Genomic DNA, 20,253 nt, shown 5'->3' on the forward strand with positions numbered 1-20,253 from the left:
TGACGAGGCCAGCATGAACAAACCCATGACCGACAAACGCCGCCAGATCCTGGATGCTGCCCTTGCCCTGTGTGCAGAGGATGGGCTGCAAGGCGCCGCCACCGCCCGCATCGCCAAGGCGGCAGGGGTGGCTAATGGCACCCTGTTTCACCACTTTCCCAGCAAGGAGGTGCTGATCCAGTGCCTCTATCAGGACATCAAACTGCGCCTCGGCGCTGCCATCACGGAGGCGGACGCCGCCCTGCCCCTGTGCGAGCAGGCCCGTCATTACTGGCAGCAAGCCATGCAGTGGATGCAGGCCCATCCCAACGAGCTCAAGTTCGTGCTGGGCTTCTTCCACTCTCCCCTGCTGGCGCGCTCCCTGCGCAGCCAGATCCTGAGCGAGACCTTGCGTTTTCTGCCGCAACTGCTGACCCAGGGCCAGGCCAGCGGGGTGCTGATGCAAGCCCCACCGGCCCTGATGCTGGAGGTATGCCAGAGCCAGTTTCTGGCGTGCGCCTCCCTGTTTGTCGATCAACCTGAACTGGGGCAGGACGCCCACTGGCAAGCCAGTGCCTTCGCCCTCTTCTGGTCTGCCATCTCGGGAGTGAATCCTCATGCAAAACCGGACGCTTGAATCCCTGGCGGCCCTTGGCCGCCGTCTCTGGATGGCCACCCTGCTCTGGGTCATAGGGCGCACCCTGTGCCGCGCCGCCCGGGTCGATGAGGCGGTGCGGCGTGAACTCGCCCCCCTGCCCGACGGCCTCACCATACGGCTGGAGGTAGCGGGCCTCACCCAGGCGCTGATCATCCATAAAGCAGCTGGTCGCTGGCAGTGCGGCGTACCGGCACATGCCAGCAGCGATCTGCACCCGCTGCGGGTGCGCTTCAAACATCCGGGTATCGCCTTTCGTGCCCTCAGCTTTCGGCTCGGGGTCAATCAGGCGTTCAGTGAAAACCGCCTGCTGGTGGAAGGGGATCTCACCGTCGCCATGCACCTGGTGCGGGCACTGGAGCAATTGCAGGCCCTGATCCTGCCCGCCTTCATAGCGCGGCCGCTGCTGCGCCACTATCCGAGCCCGCGCAACAAGCTGGCGCGTGCCTGCCACATCTACCTGGGTCTGCTGACCGGCTGAATAAAAGGATGAACAACATGAGTCGCTATTACGATTTCTTCTGTCCGGTCAAACTGATGGCGGGCGAGCAGGCGCTGGAACAGCTGGCTGGCGAATTGGCGGGTCTGGGGGCACGCCGTCCGCTGCTGCTCACCGACAAGGGGGTCAGCGGCACAGGGCTCGCCACCCTGCTGGCCAATGTGCTGGCCGAGGGGGAGCTGCCGGTCGCCGACATCTGGGACGAGATCCCGGCCGACTCCTCCACCGCCGTGGTGGAGCGGATCGCGGCCCGCTATCGGGAGCTCGAATGCGACAGCCTGGTGGCGCTGGGCGGCGGCTCCGTCATCGACACAGCCAAGGCGGTCAACATCCTCGCCTCCATGGGCGGGGATCGGCTGCTGAATTACGCCGGTGCAGGCTGTCTGACCCGGCCCTTGCAGCCACTGGCGGTGGTGCCCACCACGGCAGGTACGGGATCCGAGGTGACGCTGGTGGCGGTGATCAAGGATGAGGCGAGCGGGCGCAAAGTGCCCTTCACCTCCCCCTTCCTGCTGCCCCAGCTGGCGGTGCTGGATCCGCGCCTCACCCAGGGCTTGCCCCTCAACATCACGGCCGCCACCGCCATGGATGCCATGACCCACGCCATCGAGGCCTTCATCGGCAATGCCAAGAATCCGGTCAGCGACGCCCTGGCCCTGATGGCGATAGAAAAAATCGCCAACGCCTTGCCCAAGGTGCTGCAAAGCCCGCAGGACAAGCAGCTGCGGCTGCAACTGGCGGAAGGATCCACCCTGGCGGGGATGGCGTTTTCCAACTCCATGGTGGGGTTGGTGCATGCCCTCGGCCACAGCCTGGGGGCCCGCTGTCACCTGCCCCATGGTCTGTGCATGAACCTCTTCCTGCCGACCGTGCTCGACTACAACCGCCCGGGCATAGACCCTGAGCTGGCCCGCCTGCTGCTGCCCCTGGTCGGCGCCGAGCGTTTTGCGGCAACCCCGGCCACAGAACGGGCCCAGGCGGCCATCCAGGCTCTGTGCGCCCTGCGCGATAACCTGTGGCAGGCGGTGAAGCTGCCGCGCACCTTGCGTGAGGCAGGCGTCACCGACAAGGGGTTGCTGCCCGAGATCCGGGATCTTGCCATCAATGACGGCGCCCTGCTCTATAACCGCAAGGATGCCGACCGGGCTCAACTGCTCGACCTGCTGGAACGGGCGTGGGAGTAATCAGGCTGAGGGCCCCGCATCGCGGGGCCCTCAGTTACCAGCGGATGGTGGCACCGGCGCCGTAGTTGCCGTTCTCTTCAGGCGTTTTTTCGCGCCAGATGGACTCCTTGTTGCGGCGGATGGCCTCTTCCCGCTCCTGGTTGCGCTCCCAGACGGGTTTCATCTCATCCAGCGGCCGCTCATGTTTCTCCCCCTTGTGATCGATGACGGAGCAGTGCTTTTCGCCGCACTGGTAGGCGTAGGGTTCGACGGCGCAGCCTGTCAGGGCCAGGCTCAGGCCAATAAGGAAAATGCTCAGAGAGGAAGGCAAGATCATGTGACGCTCCTGTTTGCATCGGTGACGAGAGGGCGCCGAGTGTCAAACAGGAGAGAGAGGGATTCAACCTTGCGAACCGGATGGATTGTTACAAGTTGTACATGAAGAAAACTATCAGCAAGGTACTGATTAATAACATCTTGGTTTCAGGCAGTACCGAGCGCCACGCTAGGTGGCCACCTGCTCTGGCGGCGTGAAGACCCCGGTGGAGAGGTAGCGGTCCCCCCGATCACAGATGATGGCCACCACCACCCCCTGCTTGATCTCTGACGCCACCCGCAGGGCTCCGGCCACAGCACCACCTGAGCTGACTCCGCAGCAGATCCCCTCCTCCCGCGCCAGTCGGCGCATCATGACCAGCGCCTCCTCTTGCGTCACATCCAGCACCCGATCGACTCGTTGTGGCTCGAAAATGGCGGGCAGATAGGCTGCAGGCCAACGGCGAATGCCCGGGATCTGGCTCCCCTCTGCCGGTTGCAGGCCTATCACCTGCACCGCCGGGTTCTGCTCCTTCAGATAACGGGAGACCCCCATTATGGTGCCAGTGGTGCCCATGGCGGAGACGAAGTGAGTGACCGCCCCCTCGCTCTGGCGCCAAATTTCGGGGCCGGTCGACTGATAGTGGGCATCCGGGTTGGCCGGGTTGTTGAACTGATCGAGCACCAGCCCCTCGCCGCGGGCCTCCATGGCCAGCGCCAGATCCCGCGCCTCTTCCATGCCGTTCTCCACCAGCACCAGCTCGGCGCCATAGGCCTGCATGGCATCTCGCCGCTCCTGGCTCATGGTGCGCGGCATGATGAGCCGCATCCGGTAACCTCGCGCCGCCGCCACCATGGCAAGGGCGATGCCTGTGTTGCCGGAGGTGGCCTCAATCAGCCTGGCTCCCGCGCGCAACTTGCCACTCGCTTCCGCCGCCCTGATGAGGTTCAGCGCCGGCCTGTCCTTGACCGAACCAGCCGGGTTGTTGCCCTCCAGCTTCACCAGCAGGATGACGTCGGGCCAGGGATTGATGCGGCGCAGGGCCAGCAAGGGGGTATTGCCAATCAGATCTTCCAGCGTGGCGAAGGCCATAATGGGATCCATCCTCTGTTAACTGTTCTATACCTTGGCTAGCGGGTATGCACCCGATGGGGTTCGCAGTGTAAGCGAGCCCGCACAGTTGGCAAAGGGTTGCCAACATGGTCAGATAGCCCCATCCCCCGTATCGAGGAGCAAGCATGAGCGAGATCATTCATCAGGCCAACCAGCAACAATTCATCTGTGTGGTGGATGGCAAGGAGTCCAGGCTGCGTTACCGCCGGCTCGATGCCAAGACCATAGATGCCTACAGCACCTTCGTCCCGCCGGAGCTCAGGATACAGGGCATCGCCGATCAGCTGGCGCGCACCTTCTACGACTGGACCCAGGCCGAGGGGCTCACCATAGTGCCCAGCTGCAGCTACATAGACGTCTGGCTGCGCCGCAATGCAGGTTGAGGTGCTGGCCCCGTTGGCACAAGACGACACTGACTTGAGAGTGCAGACAGAACGCCTGCTGCGGGCCGATCGCCAGCGGATGGCCTGTTTGCAGACCGCCGCCGAGCTGGCCCTGCCCGACTGGGCGCTGGGGGCCGGTTTTATCCGCAACCTCATCTGGGATCACCTGCACGGTAAAGCCGTACCTACCCCGCTCAACGATATCGATCTCATCTACCTAGACCCCCTTGACCCGCAAGGGTTGGCAGAGTCTGAACATGAGCAGTGGCTGACGGCCCGCCTGCCCGGCCAGCGCTGGGAAGTGCGCAATCAGGCCCGCATGCACCAGCGCCAGCGGGTTTCCCCCTTTGCCAGCAGTCTGGAAGCCCTCAGCCACTGGGTGGAGATATCTACCTGCATCGGGGTCAGGCTGCTGCCGGACGAGGAGTTCGAGTGGCTGGCCCCCTACGGTTTTGCCCACAACTGGTCCCTGCAGGTGAGTGCCAATCCGCGCTGTCGTCAGGAGAGCCAGGTGTTTGTGCAGCGCATCCAGGAAAAACGTTGGCTGAGCATCTGGCCTGACCTTGTAGTGAACTGGCCATAACCGCATTGCAATGTTTCGGCAACCTTGGGCACACTAGGGAAAAGCTGTTTGTAACTCAATGGGTTAAATAATGCGCGACTTCTTCTCTCTCGAACGCTGGCTACCGGGTCTCGCCGCCCTGCTGCAATACCAGCGGGCCTGGCTGATGCCGGATGTGCGCGCTGGACTGTCGGTGGCGGCCGTGGCGCTGCCCGTGGCCATCGCCTATGCCGAGCTCGCCGGCGTGGGGCCCCTGGTCGGCCTCTATTCCTGCATACTGCCCATGCTGGTCTATGCCCTGTTTGGCACTTCCCGCCAGCTTATCGTCGGCCCGGATGCCGCCACCTGCGCCGTCATCGCCGCCGTGGTGGCCCCGCTCGCCGCCGGTGATGCGACCCGCCACTGGCAACTGGTGATGACAATGACCGCCATGACGGGTTTCTGGTGCCTCATCGCCAGCCGCTTCAAGCTGGGGGTGCTGGCAGACTTTCTCTCCCGCCCCATACTGATGGGGCTGCTCAACGGGGTGGCCATCACCATCATGGTGGGCCAGCTCTCCAAGATCTTCGGGTTTACCTTCGATGAGCGTTACCTCATAGAGCGGATCGCCAGCGGGGCCTACTACATCACTCAAACCCATCTGCCGACCCTGGCCATGAGCCTGACCGCCTTGCTCACCCTGCTGCTGGCCAAACGTTACAAGCCTGCCTGGCCCTCCTCCATGGTAGCCATGGTGGTGACGGGGGCGCTGGTATGGGGTTTCAGCCTTGGGGATCACGAAATCGCCACCCTCGGTCTGGTGGGCTCGGGCCTGCCCGCGTTTCAGCTCCCCCAGTTTCCTCCCGGTCTGATGCGCGAACTGGTGCTGCCCGCCTTGAACCTTGCCATGGTGAGCTTCGTCTCCATGATGCTCACCGCCCGCAGCTTCGCCGCCAAAAACGGCTACGAAATAGATGCGGACAAGGAGTTTCGGGCCCTTGGCATGGCCAATCTGGCGGCCGCCGCCTCCCAGGGCTTTGCCATCAGCGGCGCCGATTCTCGCACCGCGGTCAACGACGCCAACGGCGGCAAGAGCCAGCTGGTCTCCATCATAGCCGCCGCCGTGATCGCCATCATCACCTTCTACCTGACGGCGCCGCTGCAATACATACCCACGGCCGCCCTCGGCGTTGTGCTGGTGATGGCGGCGCTGTCGCTCACCGACTTTCGCAGCCTCTGGGCCCTGCGCCACTCCGACAGATCCGCCTTCTGGCTCGCGCTCATCACCTTCATCAGCGTGCTGGCCATGGGGGTGATCCCTGGGATCACCCTCGCCGTCTTGCTGGGTCTGTTCCAGTTCCTGCGCAACGTGATGCGCCCCACCGATCAACTGCTCGGCATGGATGACGAGGGGGTAGTACGCACCCTGGGGGACAACGAACAGGCCAAGGCCATTCCCGGCATCCTGGTCTATCGCTTCAACTCGCCGCTCACCTACTTCAACGCCCCCTACTTCAAACGGCGGGTATTGGCGCTGCTGGTACAGGATCCCCACAATCCCAAATGCCTGGTGGTGGATGCGGTGGCCTGTTTCACCCATCAGGACATCAGCGTGATGAGCATGGTGGGGGAGCTGCACAGGGATCTGAAACGGCGCGGCATTCACATGGTGATGGCGGGTCGCCACGGCCAGATGAGCCAGTGGCTCAAGCAGGCAGGGATCCGGGTGGGCGACGAGGGTGTCATCCTCTGCCCCGACATGTATCAGGCGCTGCGCATGACCCGCTGTTACCGCGAGCCTGTGTTCAAGGATGACGCCGTGGTGGAGAGCACCACGGACGCCATCCTCTCCCACTGGCCCCAGGATGATGCCCTGCCGGACTCGGCGCGGCTCACCCTGCCCTCCGAGCAGGAGGCGGGTGCCACCCTGGCCTGATCGGTTGCCAGACCATGCCCAGAGCTGGTCTGACACACTCTCCTCCCAAGGCAAGATTGCACCCCGCAGGCTCTTGGTGTTAAATGCCCGTCCAGATGGCGCTGACGAGGGCCATCCCCAGTATTTGGACATCCCATGCAAACTCAACCCCACGCGGGCCCGGGCACACTTTTCTCCCTGACCTGGCCGCTATTTATCGATCTCGCCCTGCACTTTCTGACCGGGGCCCTCAACACCTTCATGGTGGGCCACGTCTCCTATCAGGGCGTCGCCGCACTGGCGGTCGGCAACCAGGTGTTTGATCTGGCCATCACCCTGTTCAGCTTCGTCAGCATAGGCACCAGCGTGGTGATCACCCAGTATCTGGGGGCTGGCGATCGGGAAAAAGCCCGCATCGTCATCCACACCGCCATCGGCTTCAACCTGCTGGTGGGGCTGGTGGCCGCGGTCGGCGTGCTCGCCGGTGCCAGCACCATGCTCTCCCTGATGAACCTGCCCGCCCACCTGATGGGCGATGCCACCCTTTATTTGCAGATCATCGGCCTGTGCCTGTTGCCGGAGGCGGCAGCACTCTGTCTGGCCGCCACCCTGCGCGCCCACGGTCATACCCGTCAGGCCATGTACGTGACTCTGACCGTCAACCTCATCACCTTCGTCGGCAACCTGCTGCTGCTCTACGGCTGGTTCGGCCTGCCCCAGCTTGGGGTAGCCGGGGTCGCCATCAGCACTGTGGCGGGTCGCATCGTTGGCGTAGTGCTGCTGGTGTGGCTGGTGACGCGCAAGACAGGCATCCGCTTGCGTCTGCCCGAGATAGTTCGCCCCAGCAAGGTCATGCTGGACAAGGTGCTGCACATAGGTCTGCCGGCGGCGGGGGAGAACCTCTCCTGGATGTTGCAGTTCATGGTGGTCACCGCCTTCGTCGGCCTGCTCGGTGACAAGGCGCTGGCGACCCAGTCCTACTTCTTCCAGATCTGCCTGTTCATCCTGCTGTTCGGCCTCTCCATCGGCCTTGGCAACGAGATCATCATCGGCCATCTGGCGGGAGCGCGCCGCTTCGAGCAGGCCTATAACCAGCTGATGAAGAGCCTCAAGTTAGGCCTCATCGTCACGACCCTGATCGCCATCGCCGCCGCCCTGAACGGCCGCGCCATCATCAGCCTGTTCACCGACGATCCGGACATCATCACCCAGGTGGCACAGCTGTTTCTCATCAGCCTCATCCTCGAACCCGGCCGCACCTTCAATCTGGTGGTGATCAACGCCCTGCGTGCCACCGGGGATGCCCGTTTCCCGCTCTACATGGCGCTCGTCTCCATGTGGGGGATTGCCGTTCCGCTCGCCTATTTCCTTGGTATCATGCAGGGTTATGGACTGGTCGGCATCTGGTTGGCGCTCGCCTGCGATGAGTGGGTGCGCGGTCTGGCCATGTTCTGGCGCTGGCGCAGTCGTCGCTGGCAAAACAAAATTCTTGTTGAAACATAAGCGGAATCACAATGAAGAAAATCGGACTCTTGTTGGCTGCCATCCTGCTCAGCCCGTTGGCCATGGCGCAAACCGCGCCCGCGGCTCCCAAGGCGCAGGCCTCCAAAATCTGGTATGTGGCACCCATCGCCATCGCCATCGACGAGACGAGTGAAGCCCAGAAAGCATTGACCAAAGATTTTATGGCCCAGATGATCAAGACCATCAAGATCAACGAATACCAGACTGGCAAAGCACTCGGCAAGACCAAGGATCCCAAGTGGCTGATCCGCACCAAGTTGATGCCTGCCAGCACGGAGCCGCTGGTCGGCAAGAAGCACCCGCAGGGTCTCACCTACGGCAAGGGCATCCCCACCCAGGAAATCGTCGGCGAGCTCATCATGAACGGCACGCTCGTCGCTCATGTGGGGCAGGGCTGGCGTGAGCCCATAGTCCCGGGCACCCCGGTGGCCGAGAAGATCACCATAGCCAACTACCAGTACGCCATCGGCAACGAAGCCAAGGCGCCGGATCTGGAAGAGCTGGCAGCGCAGATAGGCTTCGAAGTGGGCAAGGTCATCGCCCGCGATGGCAAGCCGCTGCCCGAGAAGAAAAAGAAAAAAGAGTAAACGCCATACCCGTTACGAAAAGGGGCCTTGCGCCCCTTTTTGCTACCCCCTTGCCAGCCCGCCGCCGTCATCAAACCGTCACAACTGTGATCGAGATTCCAGTTTGAAGCTCAAAACCTTACTTACAAATGACTTATCAGCTTGTGATTCAATGAGTTAAAAATCATCTTCCCCATGCAGCAAATCATTGGTTCCGAATTCGATCGGGATCACATTTATCTCTGGGGGGAAGGGGTACTTTTGTTTTGAAGGCACAATCAAACGAAACCAAGGAGGCTTCATTACATGTTCCCAGAGTACAGAGATCTCATCTCGAAACTGAAGAGCAGTGATGTCCATTTCCAGAAGAAGTTTGACTTGCACAACGACCTGGATGCGGAGATTAGAAAGTTGGAAAAGCATCATGCCAGCGACTACAGCTCCGAGGTGAAGGATCTGAAAAAACAGAAACTCAAACTGAAAGAGGAGATATACGACATCCTCAAACAACATCCACATTAGACGCCTCGACGAATACCCGGATAAGCAACTTATCCCTCCAGCCCGGCTCAAGCCGGGCTTTTTATCGCCCGCTCACGACGGAGCGGCGCAGACCATATCAGGCCGACACCGCCTGCGGATCATTGTCGGTCTTGTTGGGCGGTACGCAGATAACCAGCGATTCGCAGGGGATGGGCCACAGCTCTTGTTTATCAGTAGCGGGCATATGGGCAGAGATCGTCAGCGGATGGGCATTGATCCCCTCCCCCTGCAGACGGGCCGCCTTCTCGGCGCTGCAGACCGTCACCGCTACCGGCTTGCCTGCCGCCAGCAGAGCCCGCGCCAGCGGCAGCCCGAGACCGCCCGCCCGCCCCCAAAATACCGATCGTCCCGGCTGCATATTGTTCTGTCATCATCCCTTCTCCTGCTTGACGCCGTGTGCCCCGCAGCTTACCTGCCTTGGAGAGAAAAAAGCTTTGGCCTACAGAACTCAATACGTGATCAACATGCCACGATATATAAATCCCTTTTTGATACTTGTTCAGGTATTTACTAGAACGGAATATCCTCCCACTCCATTTCTGGTTCTTGCTTAGAGTGATTTAATTTTTGGATACCGAATTTAGAAAGCAAAGCATTAAATGAATTAATAAACCCTTGTGATTCCATCAACAAAGAATTATCAGACACCTGTTTTTTTAAGCTATCAAGTAAATCTACTGATATATTATCCAACGATTTAAGGATGGCAACTTTATCAAGAGCTTCTTCAGGTGAGCTGGCGTTAGACACTGCTCCTGACATTGCCATTAGAATTTTATTCTTCGTTTTTGGCGATTTGATCAAGGTTTGAAATATTGCTTCCGCCACATCACCAATAGTTTTATTTTGAGCTTGAATGCCTTGGTACTTACCAATAAAACCATACGGATCTAATCCTTTGCGTAAAGGTATCACAAGAACATCACGACCAACGGCGAAGCCAACTTCTTGATCACACCAACGACTTTCTTGAAAACCAGGCATTAGAATTGCCACTAAGGCATCCATAGTATGGAGGGCAGCTTCAATTTCCTCTTGCCACTGTTTCGTTGGCTCAATGTCTTCATGTGCAACAAAACTAGAAATTGCATATTTCCTTAAAGCCGATTGTAAATGAGATGTTTGCACTTTGAATGAAGCTAAATGACTAATGAACAATTTAAAATGCCCGGCCTTCCAAAAAGTTACTTCTTTTGTAGACATAGCATTCATCATCGGTATTTCAAGTGAGAGTTCCTCTGCAATTTTAAAAAGAACTTCATCACTAACCTTTGAAAGCATATCTTTTGAATATGAGCGCTTACTGTTAGTTGGGTAACTAGCCTCTGTTGGAACTTTATGTCCAGAAAAATAAACATCAATATCTGAAAACGTCATTCTAGATTGTAATTCAACAGCAATCGCATCAATAAGCTCAATTTTCTCTAAACCATTCATAATTATATTACTCTCCCCTATATAAATAACTATGCATTACGAAATGAATTTTTATATAACAACATGCTGCGGTGGTGGATTCAGCCCCGTACATCCTGCCCAGCCTTACCTAACATATCAACACATCATCTTTGATATTTAACAACTAAAAGTGTCCAAACTGTCAGATAGCGATAACAGATATAACGTGCATTAAAAATACCAATAAGCGGGCTAGTGGCCCGCTTGGTTATATCGATTTCACCCCACAATCACACCGGCGGATGGAAATGGCTGGCCTCGCGGGTGGCCATCTCCTCGTAGGTGGCCCACTTCTGCCACGCCACTTTTTGCGCCACCTGCATCAGCCGTTCGGCTTCCTCGGGGTGGCTCTGGGCCAGTACCTGATAGCGGTTCTCCTCTGCCCTGTATTCGGCGAGCGGAATGGAGGGGCGCAGGCTGTCGAGGCTGAAGGGGTTCTGCCCCGCACTGCGCAATACAGGGTTGTAGCGCAGCAGCGGCCAGTGACCCGAGTCCACCGCCCGTTTCTGCTGGGTCAGCCCCAGCTCCATGTCGATGCCGTGGGCGATGCAGTGGCTGTAGGCGATGATGAGGGACGGTCCAGGATAGGCCTCAGCCTCACGCAAGGCTTGCAGCGTCTGCTGCGGATTGGCACCAAAGGCGATGCGAGCAACATAGACGTTGCCGTAGGAGATGGCCTGCAAGGCTACATCCTTCTTGGCCAGCGTCTTGCCTCCCGCCGCGAACTTGGCGACGGCACCGAGCGGGGTCGATTTCGACATCTGGCCGCCGGTGTTGGAGTAGACCTCGGTATCCATCACCAGCACGTTCACATCGCGCCCGGAGGCGAGCACGTGATCGAGCCCCGCCGAGCCTATGTCATAGGCCCAGCCGTCGCCGCCAACGATCCAGACCGAGCGGCGCACTAGCTGATCAATCAAGGAGAGCAGCTCGCGGGCCTTACCGGATCGCACCTCTTCCAGCCGTTCCCGCACTTGCGCTACCCGATTTCGCTGGGCGCGGATCTCCGACTCCAGCCGCTGCGGGGCGCTGATAAGCGACTCGACCAGCGCTTCTCCCAGCTCCCCCTTCATCGCCTTGAGGGCGGCCACCGCCTGACCGTGATGCTGATCGGCGGTGAGACGAAAACCAAAGCCGAACTCGGCGTTGTCCTCGAACAAGGAGTTGGACCAGGCGGGCCCCTTCCCTTCCGCGTTCTTGGCCCAGGGGGTGGTCGGCAGGTTGCCGCCATAGATGGAGGAGCAACCGGTGGCGTTGGCCACCAGCATGCGATCGCCAAACAGCTGGGTCAGCAGCTTGAGGTAGGGGGTCTCGCCACAACCGGCGCAGGCGCCGGAGAACTCGAACAGGGGTTCCAGGAACTGGGCACCGCGCACGGTGGAGAAGTCCACCCGCTCGCGGGCAGGCCAGGGCAGGCTCTCGAACCAGCGCAGCGCCTGTTTCTGACCGGCGAGGTGTGGCGCCTTGTCCATCATGGTGATGGCACGCTCGCCTTCGTGTTCCTCATCAGCCCCGCACCGCACCGGACAGGCCTGCACGCACTGGCCGCAGCCGGTGCAATCCTCCGGATAGAGCTGCAGGGTATAGCGGCTGTCGGGGAAGCCCTTGGCGGTGACGGGCACCGACTGGGCCGCCTCGGGGGCGGTCGCCAGCCAGTCCTGATGGTAGAACTTGGCCCGCAGCGCAGCGTGGGGGCAGACAAAGACGCAGTTGCCACACTGGATGCAGATATCGGATTGCCAGATTGGGATCTCACGGGCGATATCCCGCTTCTCGAAGCGACTGGTGGCGGTGGGGTAAGTACCATCCACCGGCAGCATGGAGACAGGGATCAAATCGCCGCGCCCCGCCAGCATCTCGCCGGTGACCCGCTGGACAAAGTCGCTGCCGCCGGGGGCCAGTGGCAGCGGATAATCGCTGATCTGCTCGTCACCGGCCGGGATCACCACCTTGCTTAAGTGAGCCAGGGTATCGTCCACCGCGGCGAAGTTGCGCGCCACCACTTGCGGCCCCTTGCGGGCATAGCTCTTCTCTATGCTCTCCTTGATCAGCGCAATGGCTTCGTCCCGCGGCAGCACACCGGCCAGCGCGAAGAAGCAGGTCTGCATAATGGTGTTGATGCGATTGCCCATGCCGTTCTGCTCGGCCACCCGATCGCCATCGATGCAGTAGAGCTGGATATTGAGGGCGCGGATGCGGGCCCGCAGCCGCTCGGGCAGCTGGCCCCACACCTTGTCTGCTTCATAGGGGGCATTGAGCAGCAGGGTCGCCCCTTGGGCGGCGTGCTCCAGCAAGTCCACCGATTCGGTGAAGCTCCACTGGTGACAACCGATGAAGCTCGCCTGCTCGATAAGCCAGGGGGCGTCGATGGGCTCGGGGCCAAAACGCAGGTGGGAGACGGTGCGCGAGCCCGACTTCTTGGAGTCGTAGACGAAGTAGCCCTGGGCGTGGAAGCCATCCAGCTCGCCGATGATCTTGATGCTGTTCTTGTTGGCGCCAACCGTGCCGTCGGCACCCAGACCGAAGAAGAGCGCCCGCACCCGGCTAGGAGGCTCCAAATCACCGATGGGGTGCCAAGCCAGACTGAGGCCCGAGACGTCATCGACAATCCCCACGGTGAAACGTGGGCGCGGCGCATCGGATGCCAGCTCCTCAAACACAGCGGCGCACATGGCCGGGGTGAACTCCTTGGAAGAGAGACCGTAGCGACCGCCACTGAGCCACGGCAGCCGCTTGATAAGGCCGCGCTGCAAGCCATCGATCAGGGCGCTCTGCACATCCAACAGCAGCGGCTCGCCGCCGGCGCCCGGCTCCTTGGTGCGATCCAGCACCGCCAGCCGGCGCACGCTGGCAGGCAGCGCATCGAGCAGCGCCTGCACAGGGAAGGGGCGATAGAGGCGCACCACCAGGACCCCTGTCTTGCGATCCTGCCGGTTGAGCCAATCCACCGTGGTGCGGGCGGTGGCCGCCCCCGATCCCATCAGCAAGATGACGTCGGTCGCGTCGCTGGCGCCGTGGTACTCCACCAGCCGGTAGTGGCGGCCGGTGAGGGATCCCAGCTTGTCCATGCACTGCTGCACCCGGGCCGGCACCGCCTCGTAGAAGGGGTTGACGCTCTCGCGGGACTGGAAATAGGTGTCCGGGTTCTGGGCCGTGCCGCGCATCACGGGATGATCCGGGTTGAGCGCCCGGGCGCGGTGGGCCCGCACCCAGTCGTTGTCGATAAGCGCCCGGATCTCGTCCCGATGCAGGGCCGTGATCTTGTTCACCTCGTGGGAGGTGCGAAAACCGTCGAAGAAGTGGATAAAGGGCACCCGGCACTGCAGGGTGACGCTGTGGGCAACCAAGGCCAAGTCCTGCGCCTCCTGCACCGAGCCGGAGGCGAGCATGGCAAAGCCGGTGCTGCGCGCCGCCATCACGTCCTGATGATCGCCAAAAATCGAGAGCCCCTGCGCCGCCAGCGAGCGGGCCGCCACATGGAACACTGCCGCGGTCAATTCACCGGCGATCTTGTACATGTTGGGCAGCATCAGCATCAGTCCCTGACTGGCAGTGAAGGTGGTGGCGAGCGCCCCCGCCTGCAGGGCGCCATGTACAGTCCCGGCCGCCCCCCCTTCACTCTGCATTTCCACGACTGTGGGGATGTTGCCCCACAGGTTGGTCTGCCCCTCGTCCGCCCAGGCGTCGGCCAGCTCGGCCATGGTCGAGGAGGGGGTGATGGGATAGATGGCGCACACTTCGCTCAGCTGGTACGCCACCCGGGCCGCGGCTTCGTTGCCATCGACCATGATCAGTTCATGTTTCATTGGGACTCCTCCGGTTGGCGCAGCTCGATAGCGTGACAAGGGCATTGGTCGTGACAGGCACCGCAGCCGGTGCAGCGCGTCGCATCCACTTGATAGCCCTTGCCCGGCCCCAGCTTCTCGATGGCCTGCTCGGGGCAGCTGCCGTAGCAGCCGTCGCACTCGAAGCAGTTGCCGCAGGAGTAGCAGCGCGCCGCCTCGTAACGGGCGGCCACCTCATCCAGCCCGCCGATGATCTCGCCAAAATCATCCCGCGCCCACGCCGGTTTGACCGGCTGACTGCTGGCGGGCGCGTGGGTCTGGAACCAGAGTTGCAGCTGCTCCGGCACCACCAGCGGGTAGGAGAGCGGTTTGTGGTAGTGGCGACCGCGCAGCCAGGCATCCATATGGCGTGCCGCCTTCTTGCCGTGGCCGGTCGCTATGGTGACGGTGCGCTCGGAGGGCACCATGTCGCCCCCCGCAAACAGGCCCGGCACATCTGTCATCAGGTTGTCGGCCACCTGCACCACTCCCTCCTTGTTGACCCGCACGCCGGGAATGTTCTCCAGCACGCTCAAGTCCACCTCCTGACCGAGCGCCAGAATGAGTGAATCCGCCTCCAGGGTTTCAAACTTGCCGGTGGGCACCGGCTTGCCCTGCTCATCCAGCGCCATCACCTCCACTTCGATATGGGTGTTGTCGAGCTGGCGGATGCTGCGCAGCCAGTTGATCTTGATCCCCTCCTCCTCGGCCTCAAGGGCTTCGAAGGCGTGGGCCGGCATATGGTCCCGGTCGCGGCGGTAGATGATCATCGCCTCCTCCACTCCGAGACGGCGGGCGGTGCGGGCTGCATCCATGGCGGTATTGCCGCCGCCGTAGATCGCTACCCGCCGTCCCAGTTTGGGGGGCGGCAGTCCCTGCTCTTCGGCCAGACTGGCCTGCTCAAGGAAACTCACCGCATCGAGGATCTTGCCCGCTTCCCGGGCCGGAATATCGACCCGCTTGGCCAGATGGGCGCCGATGGCCATAAAGACGGCGTCAAAGCCCCCTTGATCGCGCGCCTTGAGCACGTCTTCCACCTTGTGGTTGAGGGTGAGGATCACTCCGGCAGCAAGGATGCGGGCGACCTCCCTGTCCAGCACATCGCGGGGCAGCCGGTAGGCAGGAATGCCAAAGCGCAGCATGCCGCCAGCCAGCGGCCCCGCTTCGCGGATCTCCACCTGATGGCCGAGCCGGTTGAGGTGCCAGGCACAGGAGAGACCGGAGGGACCGGCGCCGATCACCAGCACCTTCTTGCCGCTGGCTGGAGCTGGCGGCGCGGGCAGCCAGCCTTTGGCCAGCGCCTCGTCGCCGAGGAAACGCTCGATGGCGTGAATGGAGACGGCATCATCCACCTGGGCGCGGTTGCAGGCGCTCTCGCAGGGGTGATAGCAGACCCGGCCATGAACGGCGGGCAGCGGATTTTCTTCGATAAGCGTCTGCCAGGCCGCTTCAAAGCGGCCCGCTTCGGCGAGGGAGAGCCAGGCCTGGATGTTCTCGCCAGCCGGGCAGGCGTGGTTGCAGGGTGGCAGGGCCGGCCGCCAGACGGGCAGCCGGGTACGGACCGGGCCTGTTCCCGTTTTCTGGGAGAGATCCGGCTGTGGGGTCATATCCAGTTGTTTGCTCATACATTGCTTTCTTCTTTTTGTGTGACAGGCCCCATCCGATGGCACTTGATACCGTTTAGCCGAAGCGGACGGTGGCCGGATGGGGAAGAAGCGAAAGCGTTAGAAACTGGAAGCTGGTTCGATAGTGGACTGATTTTTGTACTGATTGACGGATCAGGATCAAATAATGTTGCACTTTATGGGGTATGGAGAACAGAACGTGACCCCTGTAACATCTTGCCCGATTGAAGATGTGATTGGGTTGACCATGTCGCACCTTCGACAACCGGCGCAGCACACTGCAGGGATGGCTGCCACGACAGTCACTGCGCTCTTCCCCTCGTTGACACAGGGCACTTCACAGGATCAGGACATGCCAATACTCGACAGCATTCATCTCTACCCCATCAAATCAACGGCAGGCATGCCACTGACTCGCGCTCTGGTGACCGAAGAGGGATTGCAGGGAGATCGCCGCTACATGGTGGTCAAACCGGACGGCACCTTTATCACAGCCCGTACCCATCCTCAGCTACAGCAAGTAGTGGCGACCCCCATAGAGGGCGGCTTGCAGTTGCGCTATCCGGGATTTAAACCGCTCACGCTGCGAGAACAGGATTTTTCCCGCACACCTCGGACTACCGGCGTCTGGCGCGACAGCTTCACCGCCCTGCATACCGATATCAGCGCCGATCTCTGGCTGAGCAAGGTCACGGGTGAGCCGGTCGCCTTGCTCTGGCTCGGCGAGCAATCGGATCGTTTCCGGGAAAAAACCGGCACCCGGGTCAGCTTCGCCGACGGTTATCCCCTGCTGCTGATCAGCCAGAGCTCGCTCGATGACCTCAACCTGCGCTCCGATGCCCTGCACCAGATGAGCCAGTTCCGTACCAACCTGGTGGCAACCGGTACCCGGCCGTTCGAGGAGGACAGCTGGGTCCGCATCCGCATCGGCGAGGTGGAGTTCAGTGTGGCCAAGCCCTGCAGCCGCTGCATCATGACCACGGTGGAGGCGGGCACGGATCGCTTCAATGCCCTGAAAGAGCCGCTGGCCACCCTCACCCGCTATCGTCGCGGCCAAGATGGCGAGGTCTATTTCGGCCAGAATCTGGTGGCACTGAACGAGGGCTGGATTGAGGCGGGCAGCGAGATAGAGGTGCTGGAAACCGCCCGTCCCCCCGTCTACCCCAATGCGGCGCCGAAGAAGCGGGAGCTGGTCTGCGTCGCCCGCGAGCCGCTGGCGCGAGATCTGGAAACATTCTGGTTCGAAGCTGCCGATGGCGAGCCGCTGCCCGACTACCTGCCGGGCCAGCACCTGCCCATCAGTCTGGATATCAAGGGCGAGCGGCTGCAACGGCGCTATACCCTGAGCTCAAGCCCGGATCTGCCGGAGCGCTACAGCATCAGCGTCAAGCGCCTGGGTGAAGGGCGCATCTCCCCCTGGTTGCACCACCAGCTGCGGGTGGGGGATACCCTGCTGGCGGCCGCACCGGCTGGCGAGTTTCACCTCGGCACCGAGCGCAGCCTGCTGCTGCTCTCGGCCGGCTCGGGCGTCACCCCCATGCTGTCGATAGCCCGCACCCTGTATCTCAGACACGAACTCGGCGACGTGCACTTTATGCATTTGTGCAGCAGCGAAGCAGACATACCGGCCGCCGCCGAGCTGCACGCCCTGAGCCGGGCAGGCATGCAACTGACCCTGATCCTGAGCCAGCCGGATGCTCACTGGCAGGGGCTCAAAGGGCGGCTGTGCGATGATCATCTGGCCCAGGTCAAGGGGTTGACCGGGCGCGAGGTATTTATCTGCGGTCCTCACGGGTTTATGGCCGATGCGGCCGCCAGATTGTGCGCGCTCGGCGTTGCTGCGGACCGCATCAAGCAGGAGAGCTTTGGCGGCGCCATTCTTTCGGTGACTCGCCCCCATCAGGCGGTGCAACTGCGTATCGGTGAAGAGACCTTTGTTGGCAACAATCAGGGCACCATCCTGGATCAGGCCCACAAGCAGGGAGTGGAGCTGCCCTGGAGCTGCCGCGCCGGCATCTGCGGCAGTTGCAAGCAGACCCTCGTCTCGGGGGACGTGGATCACCCGGATGCCCCGGCCATCACGGCAGCCGAGCGGGCCGAAGGCAAGATCCTCACCTGCTGCGCCGTGCCATTGACCGATCTGGTGATCGGGCCGCGATAATAGTGCGGGCCGGAAGCATCATGGGTTAAGCGCCCCCCGGCCCTTATTTTCCCCGCTGTTTTTACCCCCTTCCCTTTTCTCGGCATACCCGAGCCATGCAGCCTCTCCGGCCCCCTATACTCACTGCAGAACAATAAAAACCTTCAGAAGTACCGGCCTTCGCCGTGTGACAAAGGGGGTTATTCTGGTGAGAATAAGGACGCTCAAACCATGGAACAGAACAGACCTGCCTTTCAACTCAATCTCTTGCTCTCCGTTGTCACCCTGATCCTGCTATCGCTGGTATTTTTTGCCTACACCTGGTCAGGGACAAAACTCGAGCAGAGTTATCAACAACGCTACCAATCCTATCTGCTGGCCGATGAGCTAAGGCAATCCTCCGACGATCTGACCCGGCTCGGTCGCACCTATGTGATCACCAAGGATCCCGCCTATGAGCAGCAGTACATGCGGATCCTGGCCATACGCAACGGCGAACAGAACAGACCGGAAGGCTACAACCGCATCTATTGGGATTTCGTGGCGGCCAGTGGTCAAAACCCCAGACCCGACACCTCGCTGCGGCGTGGCCTCATCGACCTGATGAAGGATGCCGGCTTTACCGACGGTGAGCTGGCCAAGCTCAACGAGGCCAAGAACAACTCGGATGCCCTGGTCAGTACCGAAGTCGCCGCCTTCAAGCTGGTACAACAGCAGGAGGGGGATCTCGCGGCCAACCAGCAAAAAGCCATCGCCATGATGCATGACAAGGCCTATCACCAGAACAAGGGGCGCATCATGGCCCCCATCGATGACTTCTACGTCATGATGGAGACCCGCACCCAGCAGGCGGTGGACGATGCCACCAGCCAGTCTGCCATGTTGCGCTATCTGTTTATCGCCCTGGGCCTGGTATTGATGTTCTTCCTGTGGCGCACCTATCGGGCCCTGCTCGACTTGACCGGCACCTCGGTCAGCCAGCTCAGAAGCGATCTCAACAGTCTGGCGCAAGGGGATTTCTCCCGTCAGATCCATGTACCCGTTGGCGCACAAGAGAGCCTGATCGGCCTGCTGGCCACCATGCAGTCAACCCTCAAGGGGATCATCGCCCAGGTCTCCCACTCCAGCGAGGAGCTGTCAGGCTCGGCCGACAGCATAGCCCAGATAGCAGAGCAGACAGCCCAGTTTGCTACCTCCCAGCAGACCAGTACCCAGACAATGGCGGCCGCCATCGAGGAGCTGGTGGTGAGCATCAGCCACCTCTCCGACAACGCCACCCATGCCGACGAATTGAGCAAGGTGTCGGCCAACACCCTGGAAGAGGGTTCCGGCGTCATCAAGCAGACCCTGGACAGCATAGAGAACATCTCCAGCACAGTGGGGGATGCGGCCAGCAGCCTCTCCGAGCTCAACAGCCACACCCAGCAGATTTCGGACATCATTGAGGTGATCCGTGGCATCGCCGATCAGACCAACCTGCTGGCCCTCAACGCCGCCATAGAGGCAGCGCGGGCGGGAGAACAGGGGCGGGGCTTTGCGGTGGTGGCCGACGAGGTGCGCAATCTCGCCAGTCGTTCGGCGGCCTCGACCCAGCAGATCACCGGCATGATCAGCAAGATCCAGAGCGGGGCGGATGCCTCCATCCGCAGCATGGAGAACACGGTCAACAACGTCTCTCGCGGCGTGAGTCTGGCCAACCAGACCGGCGAGGCCATCACCAGCATCAAGAGTCATGCAGCCAACCTGACCGGATTGATGGGGGAGATAAGCCACACACTGCGCGAGCAATCCACCGCCGCCAACGAGGTGGTTTCTACCGTCGGCCACATTACCTCCCTCTCCGAACAGTCGGGGGATGCGGCCCGTCACGTATCGCAGGAGGCCGCCAAACTCAAACAGCTGTCACGGCTGCTGCGCCAAGAGATGGGTCGCTTCAAGCTTTAAAGAACGCTGAAAAGCAAAACGGCTGCCCTTGGGCAGCCGTTTGTTTAGCAAGGTCTTATTCAAGA

General features: G+C 61.1%; 17 protein-coding genes. 11 read left to right on the forward strand and 6 right to left on the reverse strand.

The genetic code is table 11. The features are described 5' to 3' along the window. Positions 1 to 13 precede the first annotated feature (13 nt). The 3 genes from ONZ54_RS15235 to ONZ54_RS15245 are packed head-to-tail and all read left to right on the forward strand — an operon-like array spanning position 14 to position 2,317. On the forward strand, positions 14 to 616 hold the full coding sequence (locus ONZ54_RS15235; RefSeq protein ID WP_059167658.1) for a TetR/AcrR family transcriptional regulator: 603 nt from the start codon (positions 14 to 16) through the stop codon (positions 614 to 616). Next, positions 597 to 1,115 (forward strand): SCP2 sterol-binding domain-containing protein, encoded by a 519-nt coding sequence (locus ONZ54_RS15240; protein WP_271786569.1) that lies wholly within the window; start codon positions 597 to 599, stop codon positions 1,113 to 1,115. The genes ONZ54_RS15235 and ONZ54_RS15240 overlap by 20 nt, the downstream gene beginning before the upstream one ends. Positions 1,116 to 1,132: 17 nt before the next feature. Then, the gene (locus tag ONZ54_RS15245; protein ID WP_271786570.1) at positions 1,133 to 2,317 is read left to right on the forward strand and encodes an iron-containing alcohol dehydrogenase; all 1,185 of its coding nucleotides are present in this window, start codon (positions 1,133 to 1,135) and stop codon (positions 2,315 to 2,317) included. A 34-nt stretch (positions 2,318 to 2,351) separates the two neighbouring features. Here the strand turns inward: ONZ54_RS15245 and ONZ54_RS15250 are convergent, their stop codons facing one another. Then, complete coding sequence (locus tag ONZ54_RS15250) at positions 2,352 to 2,633, reverse strand: hypothetical protein (RefSeq protein ID WP_271786571.1); 282 nt, start codon at positions 2,631 to 2,633, stop codon at positions 2,352 to 2,354. A 168-nt stretch (positions 2,634 to 2,801) separates the two neighbouring features. Continuing rightward, positions 2,802 to 3,716, reverse strand: coding sequence for a cysteine synthase CysM (gene cysM, locus ONZ54_RS15255; protein WP_271786572.1), 915 nt, complete (start codon positions 3,714 to 3,716; stop codon positions 2,802 to 2,804). Positions 3,717 to 3,850: 134 nt separating this feature from the next. Here cysM and ONZ54_RS15260 point away from each other — a divergent pair, with 134 nt between their 5' ends. The 6 genes from ONZ54_RS15260 to ONZ54_RS15285 all read left to right on the forward strand — a co-directional run bounded on the left by ONZ54_RS15260 (position 3,851) and on the right by ONZ54_RS15285 (position 9,176). Next, positions 3,851 to 4,108 (forward strand): GNAT family N-acetyltransferase, encoded by a 258-nt coding sequence (locus ONZ54_RS15260; RefSeq protein WP_005313036.1) that lies wholly within the window; start codon positions 3,851 to 3,853, stop codon positions 4,106 to 4,108. Further along, positions 4,098 to 4,691, forward strand: a complete 594-nt coding sequence (locus tag ONZ54_RS15265) for a nucleotidyltransferase family protein (protein ID WP_271786573.1) — start codon at positions 4,098 to 4,100, stop codon at positions 4,689 to 4,691. Before ONZ54_RS15260 ends, ONZ54_RS15265 begins: the two co-directional genes overlap by 11 nt. Before the next feature lie 70 nt (positions 4,692 to 4,761). Then, on the forward strand, positions 4,762 to 6,585 hold the full coding sequence (locus ONZ54_RS15270; protein WP_271786574.1) for a SulP family inorganic anion transporter: 1,824 nt from the start codon (positions 4,762 to 4,764) through the stop codon (positions 6,583 to 6,585). 135 nt (positions 6,586 to 6,720) lie between these two features. Then, complete coding sequence (locus tag ONZ54_RS15275; RefSeq protein ID WP_021137933.1) at positions 6,721 to 8,067, forward strand: MATE family efflux transporter; 1,347 nt, start codon at positions 6,721 to 6,723, stop codon at positions 8,065 to 8,067. A gap of 11 nt (positions 8,068 to 8,078) precedes the next feature. Further along, positions 8,079 to 8,675: a hypothetical protein gene (locus tag ONZ54_RS15280; RefSeq protein ID WP_271786575.1), complete on the forward strand. Its 597-nt coding sequence runs from the start codon at positions 8,079 to 8,081 to the stop codon at positions 8,673 to 8,675. A 285-nt stretch (positions 8,676 to 8,960) separates the two neighbouring features. Then, positions 8,961 to 9,176, forward strand: coding sequence for a YdcH family protein (locus tag ONZ54_RS15285; RefSeq protein WP_005313020.1), 216 nt, complete (start codon positions 8,961 to 8,963; stop codon positions 9,174 to 9,176). A gap of 97 nt (positions 9,177 to 9,273) precedes the next feature. Here the strand turns inward: ONZ54_RS15285 and ONZ54_RS15290 are convergent, their stop codons facing one another. The 4 genes from ONZ54_RS15290 to ONZ54_RS15305 all read right to left on the reverse strand — a co-directional run bounded on the left by ONZ54_RS15290 (position 9,274) and on the right by ONZ54_RS15305 (position 16,104). Then, positions 9,274 to 9,555 (reverse strand): hypothetical protein, encoded by a 282-nt coding sequence (locus ONZ54_RS15290; protein ID WP_271786576.1) that lies wholly within the window; start codon positions 9,553 to 9,555, stop codon positions 9,274 to 9,276. 152 nt (positions 9,556 to 9,707) lie between these two features. Continuing rightward, the gene (locus ONZ54_RS15295) at positions 9,708 to 10,634 is read right to left on the reverse strand and encodes a toll/interleukin-1 receptor domain-containing protein (protein WP_271786577.1); all 927 of its coding nucleotides are present in this window, start codon (positions 10,632 to 10,634) and stop codon (positions 9,708 to 9,710) included. 251 nt (positions 10,635 to 10,885) lie between these two features. Then, positions 10,886 to 14,461, reverse strand: a complete 3,576-nt coding sequence (gene nifJ, locus ONZ54_RS15300; RefSeq protein ID WP_271786578.1) for a pyruvate:ferredoxin (flavodoxin) oxidoreductase — start codon at positions 14,459 to 14,461, stop codon at positions 10,886 to 10,888. Continuing rightward, a complete protein-coding gene (locus tag ONZ54_RS15305) occupies positions 14,458 to 16,104 on the reverse strand; it encodes an NAD(P)-binding protein (RefSeq protein ID WP_271786579.1) in 1,647 nt (548 codons plus the stop codon). Before ONZ54_RS15305 ends, nifJ begins: the two co-directional genes overlap by 4 nt. A gap of 352 nt (positions 16,105 to 16,456) precedes the next feature. Here ONZ54_RS15305 and ONZ54_RS15310 point away from each other — a divergent pair, with 352 nt between their 5' ends. Together ONZ54_RS15310 and ONZ54_RS15315 are read left to right on the forward strand one after the other, a co-directional pair. Beyond that, positions 16,457 to 18,265: an MOSC N-terminal beta barrel domain-containing protein gene (locus ONZ54_RS15310; RefSeq protein WP_271786580.1), complete on the forward strand. Its 1,809-nt coding sequence runs from the start codon at positions 16,457 to 16,459 to the stop codon at positions 18,263 to 18,265. A 210-nt stretch (positions 18,266 to 18,475) separates the two neighbouring features. Next, positions 18,476 to 20,188, forward strand: a complete 1,713-nt coding sequence (locus tag ONZ54_RS15315; protein ID WP_096119199.1) for a methyl-accepting chemotaxis protein — start codon at positions 18,476 to 18,478, stop codon at positions 20,186 to 20,188. The last annotated feature ends 65 nt before the right edge of the window (positions 20,189 to 20,253 follow it).

The sequence above is a fragment of the Aeromonas salmonicida genome (assembly GCF_028355655.1).
In the GTDB taxonomy this organism is placed as follows: Bacteria; Pseudomonadota; Gammaproteobacteria; order Enterobacterales; family Aeromonadaceae; genus Aeromonas; species Aeromonas salmonicida.

Excerpts from the sequence above, each read along its gene's own strand:
- ONZ54_RS15235 (WP_059167658.1), top strand. The coding sequence starts at position 14 with ATGAACAAACCCATGACCGACAAACGCCGCCAGATCCTGGATGCTGCC.
- ONZ54_RS15240 (WP_271786569.1), top strand. The coding sequence starts at position 597 with ATGCAAAACCGGACGCTTGAATCCCTGGCGGCCCTTGGCCGCCGTCTC.
- ONZ54_RS15245 (WP_271786570.1), top strand. The coding sequence starts at position 1,133 with ATGAGTCGCTATTACGATTTCTTCTGTCCGGTCAAACTGATGGCGGGC.
- ONZ54_RS15250 (WP_271786571.1), bottom strand. The coding sequence starts at position 2,633 with ATGATCTTGCCTTCCTCTCTGAGCATTTTCCTTATTGGCCTGAGCCTG.
- cysM (WP_271786572.1), bottom strand. The coding sequence starts at position 3,716 with ATGGATCCCATTATGGCCTTCGCCACGCTGGAAGATCTGATTGGCAAT.
- ONZ54_RS15260 (WP_005313036.1), top strand. The coding sequence starts at position 3,851 with ATGAGCGAGATCATTCATCAGGCCAACCAGCAACAATTCATCTGTGTG.
- ONZ54_RS15265 (WP_271786573.1), top strand. The coding sequence starts at position 4,098 with ATGCAGGTTGAGGTGCTGGCCCCGTTGGCACAAGACGACACTGACTTG.
- ONZ54_RS15270 (WP_271786574.1), top strand. The coding sequence starts at position 4,762 with ATGCGCGACTTCTTCTCTCTCGAACGCTGGCTACCGGGTCTCGCCGCC.
- ONZ54_RS15275 (WP_021137933.1), top strand. The coding sequence starts at position 6,721 with ATGCAAACTCAACCCCACGCGGGCCCGGGCACACTTTTCTCCCTGACC.
- ONZ54_RS15280 (WP_271786575.1), top strand. The coding sequence starts at position 8,079 with ATGAAGAAAATCGGACTCTTGTTGGCTGCCATCCTGCTCAGCCCGTTG.
- ONZ54_RS15285 (WP_005313020.1), top strand. The coding sequence starts at position 8,961 with ATGTTCCCAGAGTACAGAGATCTCATCTCGAAACTGAAGAGCAGTGAT.
- ONZ54_RS15290 (WP_271786576.1), bottom strand. The coding sequence starts at position 9,555 with ATGCAGCCGGGACGATCGGTATTTTGGGGGCGGGCGGGCGGTCTCGGG.
- ONZ54_RS15295 (WP_271786577.1), bottom strand. The coding sequence starts at position 10,634 with ATGAATGGTTTAGAGAAAATTGAGCTTATTGATGCGATTGCTGTTGAA.
- nifJ (WP_271786578.1), bottom strand. The coding sequence starts at position 14,461 with ATGAAACATGAACTGATCATGGTCGATGGCAACGAAGCCGCGGCCCGG.
- ONZ54_RS15305 (WP_271786579.1), bottom strand. The coding sequence starts at position 16,104 with ATGAGCAAACAACTGGATATGACCCCACAGCCGGATCTCTCCCAGAAA.
- ONZ54_RS15310 (WP_271786580.1), top strand. The coding sequence starts at position 16,457 with ATGCCAATACTCGACAGCATTCATCTCTACCCCATCAAATCAACGGCA.
- ONZ54_RS15315 (WP_096119199.1), top strand. The coding sequence starts at position 18,476 with ATGGAACAGAACAGACCTGCCTTTCAACTCAATCTCTTGCTCTCCGTT.